Genomic DNA, 14,304 nt, shown 5'->3' with positions numbered 1-14,304 from the left:
TCCCCTAGGGTGTATTCCGGCACACACTCGCATCGCGGGCGGCCATGTTCCAGGAACCGGACGCGGCCCCGCCCGCGGTCAGGACAGGCAGGAGCACGCATGAGTACCGAAGAAGCCCCCGGGCACCTGGGCGCCAACGGCGAGGACGTCCCGGACGCCCACTACGTGCGCACGAGCGATCACGGTTTCCGCACCACGGTGTACACGCAGGGAGCGTGGAGCCCCCTGGAACAGCACATGGCGGCGTCGTCCGGCCTGCTGGTACACGAGATCGAACGCAACCACCCGCGGGAGGACGTGCTGCCGGTGCGTTTCTCCTTCGACATTCTGGGGGTCATCCCCGGTGGTGAGATCGAGGTGCACACGCGCGTGCTGCGCCCGGGCAGGACCATCGAGTTGGTCGAGGCGACCATGAGCGCCGGCGGGCGGGACTGCATCCGGTTGAGCCTGTGGCGGCTGAAGACCTCGGACACCCAGGACGTGGCCGGCGGGGAGATCGAGCCGCTGCCCCCCGTGGAGCAGTGCGAGCCGGTCAATATGTCCGAGGCGTGGGGCGGCGGGTTCATCAGCTCCGTCGAGGCACGTATCGCCCGGCGGCCCCGACCCGGCAACGGCGCGGGCTGGCTGCGGATCACCAAGTCGGTGGTCGAGGGCGAGGAGTCCTCCCCCACCGCCCGGTTCATCAGCTCGGTCGACGCCGCCAACGGGATCGCTCCGCGCGCGGAGATCGGACCGTGGGCGTTCCCCAATGTGGACCTGAGCATCCACATGTTCCGCGCCCCGGTGTCCTCGTGGGTGGGACTCGACACCCGGGTGGAGTTCGGCGGGGACGGCGCGGGCCTGACTCATTCGGAGCTGTTCGACGAGCACGGTCCGATCGGTCGGGTGGCCCAGGCGCTGACCCTGCGCCGGACGAGCTGAGAAGCCGGTGGCCCGCCAGGACTTGGGCGGGCCGGAACCGCCCGGCTCCGCCGGGGGTTGAGCAGGGGCCGGGCGGGTGCGGGTCTCATCACACTTCGCCACGCGATGTCCCCGGAGTTGACGCCCGATCATAGAATGGCCGCTAGTTCCCAGTAATCCGCAACATCCGGACGGGGTAGAACCCCAGGAGGTCCAGCCGCGTGAGCAGCATCCTGATCAATGTGACCAACCGCGAGGGCGAGCGCACCGAGGGCGTCGAGTGGAAGGACTACGAGACGCTCATGGAGTGCCTCACCCGCCACAAGTTCCCGATCCTAGCCACGTGCGGCGGCAACGCCTCGTGCTCCACGTGCCACTCGTACCTGGACCAGGACACGTTCGTGAAGACGGGCGGGACCAACGAGGAGGAGGAAGACCTCCTGGAGATGCTGGACGACACCCGCCACGACAACTCCCGGCTCACGTGCCAGGTGGAGTGGTCCGAGGACCTCGCGGGCGCGGAGATCACGATCGCCCCCGAGTGGTGATCGTCCGCCGCTGACGCGGTGGCAGCACGACACCGCCGCCCCGGCCCGGCGGTGTCGTCACCGGCGGCCTCGTGACCGGTGACACGAGTTGGTAACGCGGCGCCGCGTGGGTGAAAGTTGGAGCATGACTGCTCTCCGGGATGACCTCACCACACGCGCCGCTTACGTCTCGGACGCCTCGATCTATCGCCGGCTGCCGGCGGCGGTCGCGGAACCGCGCTCGGTCGAGGAGATCCGTGAGCTGTTGTCCACGGCCCGGGAGAACGGCTGGCCTGTGATCTCCCGCGGTGGTGGCACCTCCGTGGCGGGCAACGCGATCGGTGACGGGTTGGTCATCGACACCTCCCGGTACTTCAACCGCATCCTGGAGATCGATCCGCACGCCCGCACCGCCACGATCGAACCCGGTGTGATCTGCGATCAGTTGCGGGACGCCGCGAGCGAGTTCGGCCTGACCTACGGACCGGACCCCTCCACGCATTCGCGGGCCACCGTGGGCGGGATGGTCGCCAACAACGCGTGCGGTTCCCACTCGGTCGCGTGGGGTACGAGTGCGCAGAACCTTGTCTCGCTTACGGTCATGCTCGCCGACGGGCGCGAGGTCACCCTGGACGCGGGCGGCACCTCGGACGCCGCACTGGATTCCCAGCTCACCCAGTTGCGGGACCGACACCTGGCCATGCTGCGCACCGAACTGGGCCAGTTCCCCCGCCAGGTCTCCGGGTACGGACTGCACTACCTGTTGAGCGAGAACGGTTTCGACGTGGCCAAGGCGTTCGCCGGGACCGAGGGCACGTGCGGGATCATCACCCGGCTCACCGTGAAACTCGTGGCCAAGCCGCGCTTCACAGCGCTCGCGGTACTGGGTTTCACGGACGCGATCGCGGCGGCCACCGCGGCCCCGAAGTTCCGCGTCCGGGGCGTCACCACGATCGAGGGCATGGGCTCGGACCTGCTGGACGCCCTGCGCACCCGTCCCGGTCAGGAGAACGCGGGCCGTGAGCTCCCCGAGGGCGGCGGCTGGCTCTACTGCGAGGTGGGCGCGGACACCCAGGAGGCCGCGTTCGAGGCCGCCCGGGCACTGCCGGGACTCGTCGAGGAGACCGTGGTGGATTCCGTGGTCGTGGGTGATCCCGCCGAGGCCCGCGCGCTGTGGCGCATCCGCGAGGCCGGTGCGGGGATCGTGACCCGGCTTCCGGACGGTGGTGAGGCGTGGCCCGGGTGGGAGGACTCCGCCGTTCCCCCGCACCACCTGGGGGCCTACCTCAAGGACCTCTACGCGCTGCTGGACGAGATGGACCTGCGCGGCATCCCGTTCGGTCACTTCGGTGAGGGCTGCGTGCACATCCGGATCTCCTTCGACTTCAACACCGACGAGGGCGTGGCCCACTACCGCCGCTTCATCGAGCGCGCCGCGGAACTCGTGCACCGCTACGGCGGCTCGGTCTCCGGTGAACACGGGGACGGCCGTGCCCGCTCGGAGCTGCTCGGCACCATCTACTCCGACGAGGCACGCGGGGCCTTCGCCCGGTTCAAGCGGATCTTCGATCCCGACAATTTCTTCAACCCCGGGGTCGTGGTGGATCCCGAACCCCTCGACCGGGGCATCCGCCCGGGTCCCGGCGCGCGCACGTTCGAGCTGACCCCGGTGCACGCGTTCTCCGCGGACGACGGCTCGTTCGGCCAGGCCATCAACCGCTGCGTGGGCGTGGGCGCGTGCCGCTCGGACTCGGGGGCCATGTGCCCGTCCTTCCACGCGACCCACGACGAGGTGCACTCGACCCGCGGGCGCATGCGGTCCCTCGCCGAGATGTTGCGCGGCGAGCACATCACGGACGGGTGGAAGTCCAAGGAGACCTACGAGGCCCTGGACCTGTGCCTCTCGTGCAAGGCGTGCGCCACGGAGTGCCCCGTGAACGTGGACATGGCCACCTACAAGGCCGAGTTCCTGCACCACCACTTCCGCCAGGGCCTGGGCTCGTTCATCGGTAGGAACCGCCGGCCCATGGCGCACCTGACCATGGGGTGGATGCCGTGGCTCATGAAGCTCGTGACCAGGGTCCCCGGTTCGCTGCGCGCGGTGAACTTCCTGGAACGCTTCCGCCCGATCGAGGAGCTGACCAAGAAGCTCGGCGGCATCGAACCGAAGCGGCGGATGATCCGCTTCAACGACACCCCGCTCACGTCGTGGTTCAAGACCCGCACCCAGCAGGGCGCGGTGGCGCGCGGAGGCGGCCGCGCGGCGTCGTCGGCGGGGAAACCGTCCGTGGTGCTGTGGCCGGATACGTTCACGAACTTCTCCGCGGACGGGCCCGGCAAGGCCGCCGTGGCGGTGCTGGAGGCCATGGGCTATCGCGTGCTCATGCCCATGGGCAACGTGTGCTGCGGACTCACGTGGCACTCCACCGGGCAGTTGGACATGACCCGCAGGACCCTACTGCAGACCCTGGACGTGATGAAGCCGCTGCTCGAGGCCGGCTACCCGATCATCGGGCTGGAACCGTCTTGCACGGTGATGCTCCAGCACGACATCACCGAGCTGCTCCCGGATGACCCGCGCGCCCACAAGGTCCGGGCCCTCACGGTAACGCTCGGTGAGTTCAGTGCGCGCCACGCCGAGAACGGCGGGGACTGGCCGTTCGACACGCTCGAGACCCACGCGGGACCGGGCACCGCGGTGTGCCAGGTGCACTGCCACGAGAAGGCCCAGGGCGACTACACGCCGGAACTACGCGTGCTCGAGAAGCTCGGGGTGGACACCGCCGTGGTGGGCGGTGGCTGCTGCGGTCTCGCCGGGAACTGGGGCTTCGAACCAGGTCACCACGAGATCTCCCAGACCCTCGGGGAACGCAACCTGTTCCCCGCGATCCGTGCCGCGGGGCCCGGTTCGATCGTGCTCGCGGACGGTTTCTCGTGCCGCACGCAGATCGCCCAGGGCACCGACGCGGAAGGAGTTCACCTGGCACAGGTGATGTATGCCGCATTACGGGCGGAAAAGTAGCACACTGTTGCCATGAGGAGTCACTTGCCCGTCCCCCGGGGCACCCACACCGCCACCCGTCCGTTGCTCGCGGCCACCGCGCTGAGCGCTCTCATGGTCCTCTCGGCCTGCGGTTCCTCGGACGGCGCCTCGTCCGAGGAGCAGAACACCGCACCCGCCGGCGCCTCCGTCTCCGCGAGCGCCACGGCGTCCCCGAGCGCCTCGTCCACGTCCCCGAGCCCGTCGGCCAGCCGCTCCGCGAGCCCGTCCGCGAGCGCCGAGGCCACCGAGGCCACGGAAGCCACAGACGCCGCGGCGTCCGGTGGACAGGAGGGGCAGGCCGCGGAGTCGGCGCAGCCGTCCGCCGAGCCCGATCGCCTCGCGTCCGCTCCCGAGCTGGGCATGCCCACTGCGAGCCCGTTCGACCAGGCGAAGGCGGATGCCCAGCGCGCCGGCGGCACGTGCAGTGCCGGGCAGCTCTCCGGATCGCTCACGCCGCAGCAGGGCGCGGCGGGTTCGGTCATTGCGTCCCTCACGCTCACCAACAACGGCTCCGCACCGTGCACCCTGAGCGGCTACCCGGGTGTGTCCTTCGTGGACGCGAACGGTGCTCCCGTGGGTGCGCCGGCCTCCCGGGACGCCTCGGGTGCGGGCACCGTGACCCTACAGCCCGGCGCGTCCGCGAGCGCCGGGGTGCGGATCACCCAGCCCGGTGTGATCGGTCAGGTGTGCAACCCGCACCAGGCCGCGGGCGTGCGCGTGTACCCGCCGGACAGCTACGAGTCGCTCGTGGTGCCCTACTCGGGTCAGGCGTGCGGCAACCCCAAGGTCTCCCAGTTGCAGGTCAAGGGTTTTGGGTCCTGACCCCGTCCTGGACCTCTTCTCCCCCGCGACCGCGCAGTGGTTCGACGCCGCGTTCAGCGGGCCCACGGCGGCCCAGCGCGGCGCGTGGGAGGCCATCTCGGCGGGCCGCCACGCTCTCGTGGTGGCCCCCACCGGTTCCGGTAAGACGCTCGCGGCGTTCCTGTGGTCGATCGACCGCTTGCTGACCGACAAGAAGGCGGACGGGCCCGACGACGCGGAGGACCGCACCTCGGTGCTCTACATCTCCCCGCTCAAGGCCCTGGGCGTGGACGTGGAACGCAACCTGCGCGCACCGCTGATCGGGATCACCCAGGCCGCCAAGGCCGCCGGCGGGGAGCCCCCGGAGATCTCGGTGGGTGTGCGCTCAGGTGACACCCCGCAGGCGATCCGCCGCGCCCTGTTGGCGCATCCCCCGGACGTGCTCATCACGACCCCGGAATCGCTGTACCTCATGCTTACGTCCAAGGCGCGGGAGACCCTGCGCCACGTGAACACCGTGATCATCGACGAGGTGCACGCGGTGGCCGGGACCAAACGCGGGGCGCACCTGGCGGTGAGCCTCGAACGCCTCGACGACCTCCTGGAACGTCCCGCGCAACGGATTGGGCTCTCCGCGACCGTGGAACCCGTGGACACCGTGGCCGGGTTCCTGGGCGGCTCCCAGCCCGTGGACGTGGTGCGCCCGCCGTCCGAGAAGGACTGGGACCTCACGGTGTCCGTGCCCATCCCGGACATGACCGTGTTGGGCGGGGCGGCGGCGTCGCCGTCGTCCGGGGACCTGGACGGCAACCTGGAGGCGTCCGACTACCAGGCCACCGCGTCCATCTGGCCCCACGTGGAGGAACGGATCGTGGACCTCGTGGAGGCGCACCGTTCCACAATCGTGTTCGCGAACTCGCGTGGCCTCTCGGAGAAACTCACTGCGCGACTCAACGAGATCCACGAGTTCCGGCTCGCCAACGCCGCGGAAGAGAGCCCCGCGGATTTGGACGGTGGCGATCCCGTGGCGCTGGGTGATGCGCTCTCCGACCTCCTGGGCGGCGCCGCCGCGCAGGCCGACGACGCCGCGCGCAGCGAGGGCGCGGTCAGCACTTCTCGGGCCCGCGACTCCGCCCCCGCGGACATCCCCCGCCAGCACAACCGCCACGAGGGCGCGTCCCCGGTGCTCGCGCGCGCCCACCACGGCTCGGTGTCCAAGGACCAGCGCGGCCTGATCGAGGAGGACCTGAAGACCGGGCGGTTGCGGTGCGTGGTGGCCACCTCCTCCCTGGAGCTCGGGATCGACATGGGCCACGTGGACCTGGTGATCCAGATCGAGTCCCCGCCTTCGGCGGCGTCCGGTTTGCAGCGCGTGGGCCGCGCGGGCCACCAGGTGGGCGAGGTCTCGATCGGGCGGATCTACCCCAAGCACCGCGGGGACGTGCGGGACGCGGCGGTGATCGCTGAGCAGATGCTCGCGGGGCACCTGGAACCGCTGTCCGTGCCCACCAACCCCCTGGACATCCTGGCCCAGCAGACGGTCTCGGCGGTTGCCGCGGAGGACGTGGACGTGGAGAGCTGGTACGACACCCTGCGCCGCAGCGCCCCGTTCCGTTCGCTGCCGCGCTCCGCGTACGACGCCGTGCTGGACCTGCTCGCCGGGCGGTACCCGTCCGACGAGTTCGCCCAGTTGCGGCCCCGGCTGGTGTGGGACCGCGAGACCGGGACCCTGCAGGCCCGCCCCGGTGCCCTGCGGCTCGCAGTCACGAGCGGTGGCACCATCCCGGACCGCGGTCTGTTCCCCGTGTTCCTCGTGGGCGAGCAGGACAGCAAGTCCCCCAAGCGCGTGGGTGAGCTGGACGAGGAGATGGTCTACGAGTCCCGCGTGGGGGACATCATCGCCCTGGGTGCCTCGAGTTGGCGCATCGAGGAGATCACGCACAACCGGGTGGTCGTGGCCCCGGCCCCGGGCGTGCCCGGCAAGCTCCCGTTCTGGCACGGGGACGGTCTGGGCCGGCCCGTGGAATTGGGCCGCGCCACGGGTCGGTTCACCCGTGAACTCGCCGGTGCCCAGGACACCGAGGCCCGCGAGCGCCTGGCCGCCTCCGGCTTGGACGAATGGGCCCGGGACAACCTCATGGCCTACCTCTCCGAACAGCGGGAGGCCACGGAACACGTCCCGGACGATCGCACGCTCGTGGTCGAGCGGTTCCGGGACGAACTCGGGGACTGGCGCGTGGTGTTGCACAGCCCGTTCGGCACCCCCGTGCACGGCCCGTGGGCGCTCGCGGTGCGCGCCCGGTTGGACGAGCGCTGGGGTCTGGATGCCAGTGCCCAGGCCGCGGACGACGGCATCGTGCTGCGCGTCCCCGCCACGGACGAGGAACCGCCCGGGGCGGAGCTGTTCCTCTTCGACCCGGACGAGCTCGAGCGCACCGTGACCGAGGAGGTGGGCGGCTCGGCGCTGTTCGCGTCCCGGTTCCGGGAGAACGCCGCGCGTGCCCTGCTGCTGCCGCGGGCGGATCCCGGTAAGCGCACGCCCCTGTGGCAGCAGCGTCAGCGCTCCGCCCAGTTGCTGGACGTAGCCCGCAAGTACCCGCAGTTCCCGGTGATCCTCGAGACCGTGCGCGAATGCCTGCAGGACGTGTACGACGTCCCCGCGCTGCTGCAACTGCAGCGCGATCTGGCCGGGCGCAAACTGCGCATGGTCGAGACCACCACGGACACCCCCTCCCCCTTCGCGCGCACCCTGCTGTTCGGGTACGTGGCCCAGTTCCTGTATGAGGGCGATTCGCCCCTGGCCGAGCGCAAGGCCGCGGCCCTGTCCCTGGACCCCTCCCTGCTCAACGAGCTGCTCGGTCGCGCTGAGCTGCGCGAGCTGCTGGATCTCGAGGTCATCGAGACCACGGTCCTGCAGTTGCAGCGCCTCGCGCCGGACCGTCGGTTGCGCGGCGTGGAGGGCGCGGCGGACCTCCTGCGCCTGCTCGGTCCCATGACGGCCGATGACGCCGCAGTGCGCTTGCGCGCGGAAGGCACCGCAGCGGCGTCGCCCCCCGCGCAGAGCGCGCCGGAGACCCCCGATGCCCCGGAAACCGACGACACCGAGGATGTCGACGCGGCCGAGGACGTGGCCCCCGAGTACCAACCCATCAGCGCGGACGCCGCCCGCGAGCTGCTGGACGCCCTGGTATCCACGAACCGGGCGATCGTCCTGCGCGTGGGCGGGCGCGAGGTCTACTGCGCGGTGGAGGACGCCGCGCGGATGCGGGACGCCCTGGGTCAGCCCTTGCCCATGGGTGTGCCCCTGGCGTTCCTGGAACCGGTCGCGGATCCCGTGGGGGACCTCGTGTCCCGGTACGCGCGCACCCACGGTCCGTTCAGCGTGGCGGAGGCCGCGCAGGCCCTGAGCCTGGGGCCCGCCGTGGTCGAGACCGCGCTGCGCTCGCTCGCCACGCAGCGGCGCGTGAGCGAGGGGGCGTTCCGCCCGAGCGGGGACCCCGCGGCGTCGGAGTCGGAATGGTGCGACGTGGAGGTGCTGCGGACCCTGCGCCGCCGTTCCCTGGCCGCCCTGCGCGCGGACGTGGAACCCGTGGACCCGCAGGTATACGCCACCTTCCTGCCCGCGTGGCAGCACGCCGTCCCGGGGCACCAGTTGCGCGGGTTGGACGGGGTGCTCACGGTGGTCGACCAGTTGGCCGGGGTGCCCGTGCCCGCGTCCGCGTGGGAACCGCTCGTGCTCGCGCAGCGCGTGGTGGACTACCGGCCCGCGATGCTGGACGAGCTCATGGCCGCGGGCGAGGTGCTCTTCTCGGGCGCGGGGTCCCTGGGCGGTGAGGACGGGTGGGTCGCGTTCCACCTGGCCGAGTCCGCGGAGCTGTCCCTGCCGCCCGTGCCGCAGCTCGAGGCCGCCGCCGAGGCCCTGGACTCCACGCTGGAACGTGAACTGCTCGCCGTGCTGCGGGCCGGTGGGGCGTACTTCGCGTGGCAGCTCATCCAGCCGCTCGCCGAGGCGGGCGTGTCCGTGGACATGGCCCAGCTGCGCACTGCGCTGTGGAACCTGCTGTGGGCGGGGCTCATCACCAATGACACCTACGCCCCGGTGCGCGCACTCGTCTCGGGCGGGCACTCCGCGCACAAGACGCCCAAGCGCCCGGGCCGTTCCCGTACGGCCGGGCGGCGCGGCGCCGCGCGGTTGCGGGCCGCGTCCCGCGGCCCCGGCGGTGTGGATCCGGCGGCGTCCGCGTCCGGCGACGGCGCTCGCGTCGTTCGCGCCGCGGGGGGCGGTGAGGACCGTGTCACGGCCGGGCGCTGGTCCGTGCTGCGCCCCGAACCGCTCAACCCCACCGTGCGGGCGCAGGCCCAAGCGGAGCTGTTGCTGGACCGCTACGGCATCCTCACGCGCGGTCCCGTGGCTGTGGAGGACGTCCCCGGCGGGTTCTCCACCGTCTACAAGGTCCTGCGCGCCCTCGAGGACGCGGGCCGCGCGCGGCGCGGGTACTTCATCGAGGGCCTCGGCGCCGCCCAGTTCACGCAACCCGCGACGGTTGACGTGCTGCGCAGTTTCACGGACGACGACGCCGCTCGCAAGGCCGAACCCCGCGTCCTCGCCCTCGCGGCCACGGACCCCGCCAACCCCTACGGTGCCGCGCTGGACTGGCCGGAAGCGGTGGCTCTCGAAACCAGCACCAAGCACCGCCCGGGACGCAAGGCCGGTGCCGTGGTGGTGCTCGTGGACGGGGCGCTGATCCTCTACCTGGAACGTGGCGGGAAGACCGCGCTCGCGTTCGTGTCAGACCCGGCCCTGCTGCGCCTCGCGGCGGAGGCCGTGGCCGGGCTCGTGCAGCGCAGGGCCATGGACTCGCTCGTGGTCGAGAAGGTCAACGGCGACTCGGTGCTCTCCTCCGAGGACCTCGTGACCGCGGTCCGGGACGGTCTGCTGGCGGGCGGCTTCTACCAGACCCCGCGCAGCGTGCGGATGCGGGCTCCCGTGGGCGGGGGCAGGTCCGGCTGATACCACTTTGATACCTTGAGGGGCATGTCGATGACTTTGCGGCTGACCGAGGACGACGAACTCGCTCTCGCCGCCCTGGCCGAAGCGGACGGCATCAGCCGTCAGGAAGCCACGATCCGAGCCATCCACGAAGTTGCGGCCCGGAGAGGTCACGAGCGGCAGGTGACCAAAGCGTCGGCGCGTGCACGTGCACGCTATGCCGATGTGTTGGACCGGCTCGGGCGGTGACGCGGTACCTCACGACCGAGGACCTACTCGTGGTGATCAACGATCTCGGAGTCGGTCCATTACGCGATGTGGGGTTGCTGGAGGCCACGGCGAGTGGCCGAGCCGATCTCCATGATGTCGCCGCAATGCTGCGACGGTGGCACTGACGCCACAGCTGCGAACTGCCGCCGAGCCCACTCCCGTTCGACACTGAACACCCCACCCTACCTAGGAGGCCCAGGTGCCTGAAGGTGATTCCGTCTACCGCCAGTGCAAGATGCTGCGCGAGGCGCTGGAGGGGTCCGTGATCGTGAGCTCGGACTTCCGGGTGCCCTCACTCGCCACATCGGACGTGTCCGGGCGCACGGTCGTGGCCGTGGTGCCGCGGGGGAAGCACATCCTCATCCGACTCTCCGAGGCCCCCGATGCGGCCGAGCTGAAATCCGGGGCCGAGCCCCTCACCCTACATTCCCACCTCATGATGGACGGCACGTGGCGGGTCTTCGACCGGGAACCGGCGGGGGGCGCCCCAACCGGCTCCGGCGGGGAACCACAAGCGGCACGCAGCAAAGGTGATGCTCCGGCCGGAAGCGGGCGAGCGGCGTCGTCGTCACGAGCAAGGAACGGAATGCGCACGAGCCGACCCGGGGCGAGTCCCTACCGACCGCGGGGGCAGGCCCGGCGGGGCGGCAGCGTGCGTTCACGCGCAGAAGCGAGGACCCGGCTCAGCGCGGACGTGTCCATCGGGCAGGGCTCGCACACCATTCGCGCGATCCTGCGCACCGAGGACGTCGAGGCCGTGGGTTTCGACGTCAAGGACGTCCGACTGGTGCCTACCCGCCTGGAGGACGAGCAACTCGTGGGGTACCTGGGCCCGGACATCCTCGGACCGGACTGGGACCTGGAGAAGGCCCTCGAGCGGCTGAGTGCGCAACCGGACCGGGCGATCGGCACCGCGCTCATGGATCAGCGCAACCTCGCGGGGATCGGCAACGTGTACCGCGTGGAGGTGCTGTTCATGTCGCGCACCAATCCATGGGTCACGGTCGGCTCCCTGCCGGAGGGCAAGCTGCGCGAGATCGTGACGCTCGCGCACAAGCTGCTGCACCTGAACAAGGACCGCTCGATGCGCTCGACCGTGGGGCAGGCACCGCAGGGTCGCCCCCTGTTCTGGGCGTACGGCAAGGACGGCCAACCGTGTCGCCGGTGCGGCGCGGTGCTGCGGCGCGGAGAGATCGACGACGCTCTGCTCACCGTCCCCGCGCCGGACGGCACCACGACGGCGCCGGGCACCGCAGTGCAGCACCTGCGCAAGATCGTGTGGTGCCCGCGCTGCCAGAGCGAGTGACGGGCTGACGAAAAGGGAATCGGCTGCGGGGTGCGCCCGGGCCCATCAGGACCGGAACGCACCCCGTGCGCGCGCCGTCGGCGAATCCGGACGTTCCGGTTCGTGGTGCGTCAGCGGGTGACCCAGGTCTTGCCCGTGACCGAGGACCAATGGACGGTGTAGCCCTTGGAGAAGCGCTGGCGCATCTCGGAGCCCACGCGGTATTCCTCGGTGGTGGGGTAGCCCCACCCGCGCTCGAAGCCGGCTGCCTTCCAGCGCTTACCGATCGCGCCGGTCTCCTTGATCACGTGCGCGCCGGAGGACGGGGACCACATGAACTTGTACTGGGCGCCGCCCGCGGCCCTGAAGTTCTGGTAGACGCCGCCGTTGACCAGGCCGCCGCGTTCGTTCATGGTCGGGTAGCCGAACTTGGCGGCCCCACCCAGTGCTTGGTACCGGCTCTTGATGCCGCCCTTGACGGTGTAGGCCGGGGGTGCCACGCGCTTCGCGGCCACGGGGGCCACGGTGTCGGCCTGCGGGCGCGGCGCTGCCGCAGTGACCGTGCGGGTGACGTCCGAGGGACCGCTGCCGGCCGGGTAGCCGTAGGAATCCACGGTGCCCACCAGGCGCCAGCCCTCGCCCGTGCCGGACAACCGGCCGTCCACGTAGGTCAGTCCGATCCCCACGACCTGCATCCGGGGGTCCGTGAGGACCTTGTTGTGCGCGTGGGAGCCCTTCCACCAGTTCATGAGGTCGGGAACCGAGCTCTGCCACGACAGCGCGTGGATCTCCCCCGCCGCGTTGTACCCGGCGGCCCGGCGGTCCGTGAGGAACAGGTTGCTGTGGTCGATGACCTCTTCCTTGACCAGTCGGTCGGACTGGCTCTGGGCGATGCCGGACAGCGACTTGGAGTACTTCACCGGGGCCAAGCCCTTGGATGCCCGGTGTTGGTTGATCAGGTTCAGGAGCTTCTGGGCGTCCGCCGCCCGCGTGCTGCTGGACACGGACACGATGTCGGAGGGTGCGGCCTGCGCGGGGGTGCCGATGAACAGGCCCCCGCTCAGGATCATGAGAGCCGCAGTGATGGTCGCGGCCAGGTTCGAGAAGGCTCGTCGGGTCGGGGAGTACCCGTCGATGGCAGGAATGCGGTGATGTGACATGGGGACCATTTCGTCGTTGGGCGCACGCGCCCGCACCTCCGTGGCATGACACCACGAGGGTGTGACAGACGTACGCGCTGTGGGGGGACAGCTCGTGGTGGCATGTGCCAACCGACTCGGGGCTGTGTGTACGACAGCCCCTGTACGGGCCCGATGAGGGGGGAAGACCCGCTGATAAGGGTACCCCGGGGTAGCCGGGTTTTGGTGTGTTACATCACACTCGGTCGGAACGTTTCGGCATCCTTCGACGGATGGTCAACTTTGCCCTTGCAGGTCAATGTGTCAGAAGTTCGCTGGGCGCCCCGGATCGACGAGCCGTGTGGGCGCTGGGTGACAGACGTGAGCTCACGGTGATCGTCTCACCCGTCATGGGATGGGTGAAGGTCAGGGAGCGGGCGATCAACTGCATGGGGTTGTCCGGATCCTCCACGTCGAAATCGTCCAGCGGTACCGGGTACAGCTTGTCCCCGCGCAATGGGAGGCCCAACGAGTTCATGTGCACCCGGATCTGATGGGTGCACCCGGTCAGCGGAGCGATCTCGTAGCAACCCCACTGCCCCGCGTCATCGGTGAAGCGTTCGAGCAGGCGGATGTCCGTGACGGCGTTGACGTCACCCGGTTCCTCGAAGGCCTGCACGACTCCCTGGATCTTGCGGATCCGGGACTCCACGCGCACCGGCTCCTTCCCCACCCGATCATTGACGCGGGCCACGGCCCAATAGGTCTTGGTCACCGTGCGCTCCTGGAACATGCGGTGGAACACCCCGCGGTCCGCCGCGTGCTTGCTCAGCAGCAGCACCCCGCCCGTGGAGCGGTCCAGCCGGTGCAAGGCGGAGATCTCGTCGTTGTGGAACTGGCACCGCGCAGCCACCACCACGGAGCGGCGGACGTTCTCGCCCTTCGGTGTGCTGCACAGCCCGTGCGGTTTGTCCACCGCCAGGATCCATTCGTCCTCGTACAGCACGTCGAGGGTGATGGGCGCGGCGCCGTCGTCCGGGACCGGGCGGTGGAACCATACCGAGGCCCCCGCTTCGTAAGGGGTGGCCGGGGTGACGACGGCGCCGTCGTCCCCGCGGACACGACCGGCGGCGACCTCGTGGGCGAACCACGCGGCGTCGTCCGGGAAACGCTGCTGGACGTAGTCCGCGGCCGTGGTCGGGAGACCGTCCAGAGCCCGCAAGACCGGGTCCGGGGAACCCGGGCCGGGCATCCGGACCCGCGCGGGCCCCACGCCGCGCACCGTGGGTAGCGGAGGGTTCACGCGTCGTCTCACTGCGTGTCCGATCCGGCGGTTACCATGGCCTGGAACCTAACACATGACCGTGAGG

The 14,304-nt window shown here is 70.5% G+C and carries 9 protein-coding genes; 7 read left to right on the top strand and 2 right to left on the bottom strand.

The window, feature by feature from the left end:
* The first annotated feature begins 99 nt into the window (after window positions 1–99).
* The 7 genes from ACW9PK_RS07395 to ACW9PK_RS07365 all read left to right on the top strand — a co-directional run bounded on the left by ACW9PK_RS07395 (window position 100) and on the right by ACW9PK_RS07365 (window position 11,837).
* Window positions 100–921 carry a thioesterase family protein gene (locus tag ACW9PK_RS07395; protein WP_457015448.1) on the top strand — a complete coding sequence of 274 codons (822 nt, stop codon included), beginning with the start codon at window positions 100–102 and terminating at the stop codon, window positions 919–921.
* A gap of 200 nt (window positions 922–1,121) precedes the next feature.
* Window positions 1,122–1,448 (top strand): 2Fe-2S iron-sulfur cluster-binding protein, encoded by a 327-nt coding sequence (locus ACW9PK_RS07390; RefSeq protein ID WP_085106094.1) that lies wholly within the window; start codon window positions 1,122–1,124, stop codon window positions 1,446–1,448.
* Between the two features lie 124 nt (window positions 1,449–1,572).
* Entirely contained in the window at window positions 1,573–4,449 is a 2,877-nt protein-coding gene (locus ACW9PK_RS07385; protein ID WP_457015447.1) for an FAD-binding and (Fe-S)-binding domain-containing protein, read from the top strand.
* Window positions 4,450–4,461: 12 nt separating this feature from the next.
* A complete protein-coding gene (locus ACW9PK_RS07380) occupies window positions 4,462–5,292 on the top strand; it encodes a DUF4232 domain-containing protein (protein ID WP_144997143.1) in 831 nt (276 codons plus the stop codon).
* Window positions 5,282–10,282, top strand: a complete 5,001-nt coding sequence (locus tag ACW9PK_RS07375; protein WP_457015446.1) for an Lhr family ATP-dependent helicase — start codon at window positions 5,282–5,284, stop codon at window positions 10,280–10,282. The genes ACW9PK_RS07380 and ACW9PK_RS07375 overlap by 11 nt, the downstream gene beginning before the upstream one ends.
* A gap of 24 nt (window positions 10,283–10,306) precedes the next feature.
* The gene (locus ACW9PK_RS07370) at window positions 10,307–10,510 is read left to right on the top strand and encodes a CopG family transcriptional regulator (RefSeq protein ID WP_457015445.1); all 204 of its coding nucleotides are present in this window, start codon (window positions 10,307–10,309) and stop codon (window positions 10,508–10,510) included.
* Window positions 10,511–10,730: 220 nt separating this feature from the next.
* Entirely contained in the window at window positions 10,731–11,837 is a 1,107-nt protein-coding gene (locus ACW9PK_RS07365) for a DNA-formamidopyrimidine glycosylase family protein (RefSeq protein ID WP_457015444.1), read from the top strand.
* A gap of 110 nt (window positions 11,838–11,947) precedes the next feature.
* On the opposite strand, the gene ACW9PK_RS07360 is transcribed toward ACW9PK_RS07365, so the two are convergent.
* A complete protein-coding gene (locus ACW9PK_RS07360; protein WP_457015443.1) occupies window positions 11,948–12,976 on the bottom strand; it encodes a CAP domain-containing protein in 1,029 nt (342 codons plus the stop codon).
* A gap of 274 nt (window positions 12,977–13,250) precedes the next feature.
* Entirely contained in the window at window positions 13,251–14,237 is a 987-nt protein-coding gene (locus ACW9PK_RS07355; protein ID WP_457015442.1) for a pseudouridine synthase, read from the bottom strand.
* Between the last annotated feature and the right edge of the window lie 67 nt (window positions 14,238–14,304).

The organism is Kocuria sp. MNB10 (assembly GCF_054073685.1).
The sequence above is the reverse complement of the archived record's forward strand: the minus strand, read 5'-3'. Positions and strand labels throughout refer to the sequence as shown.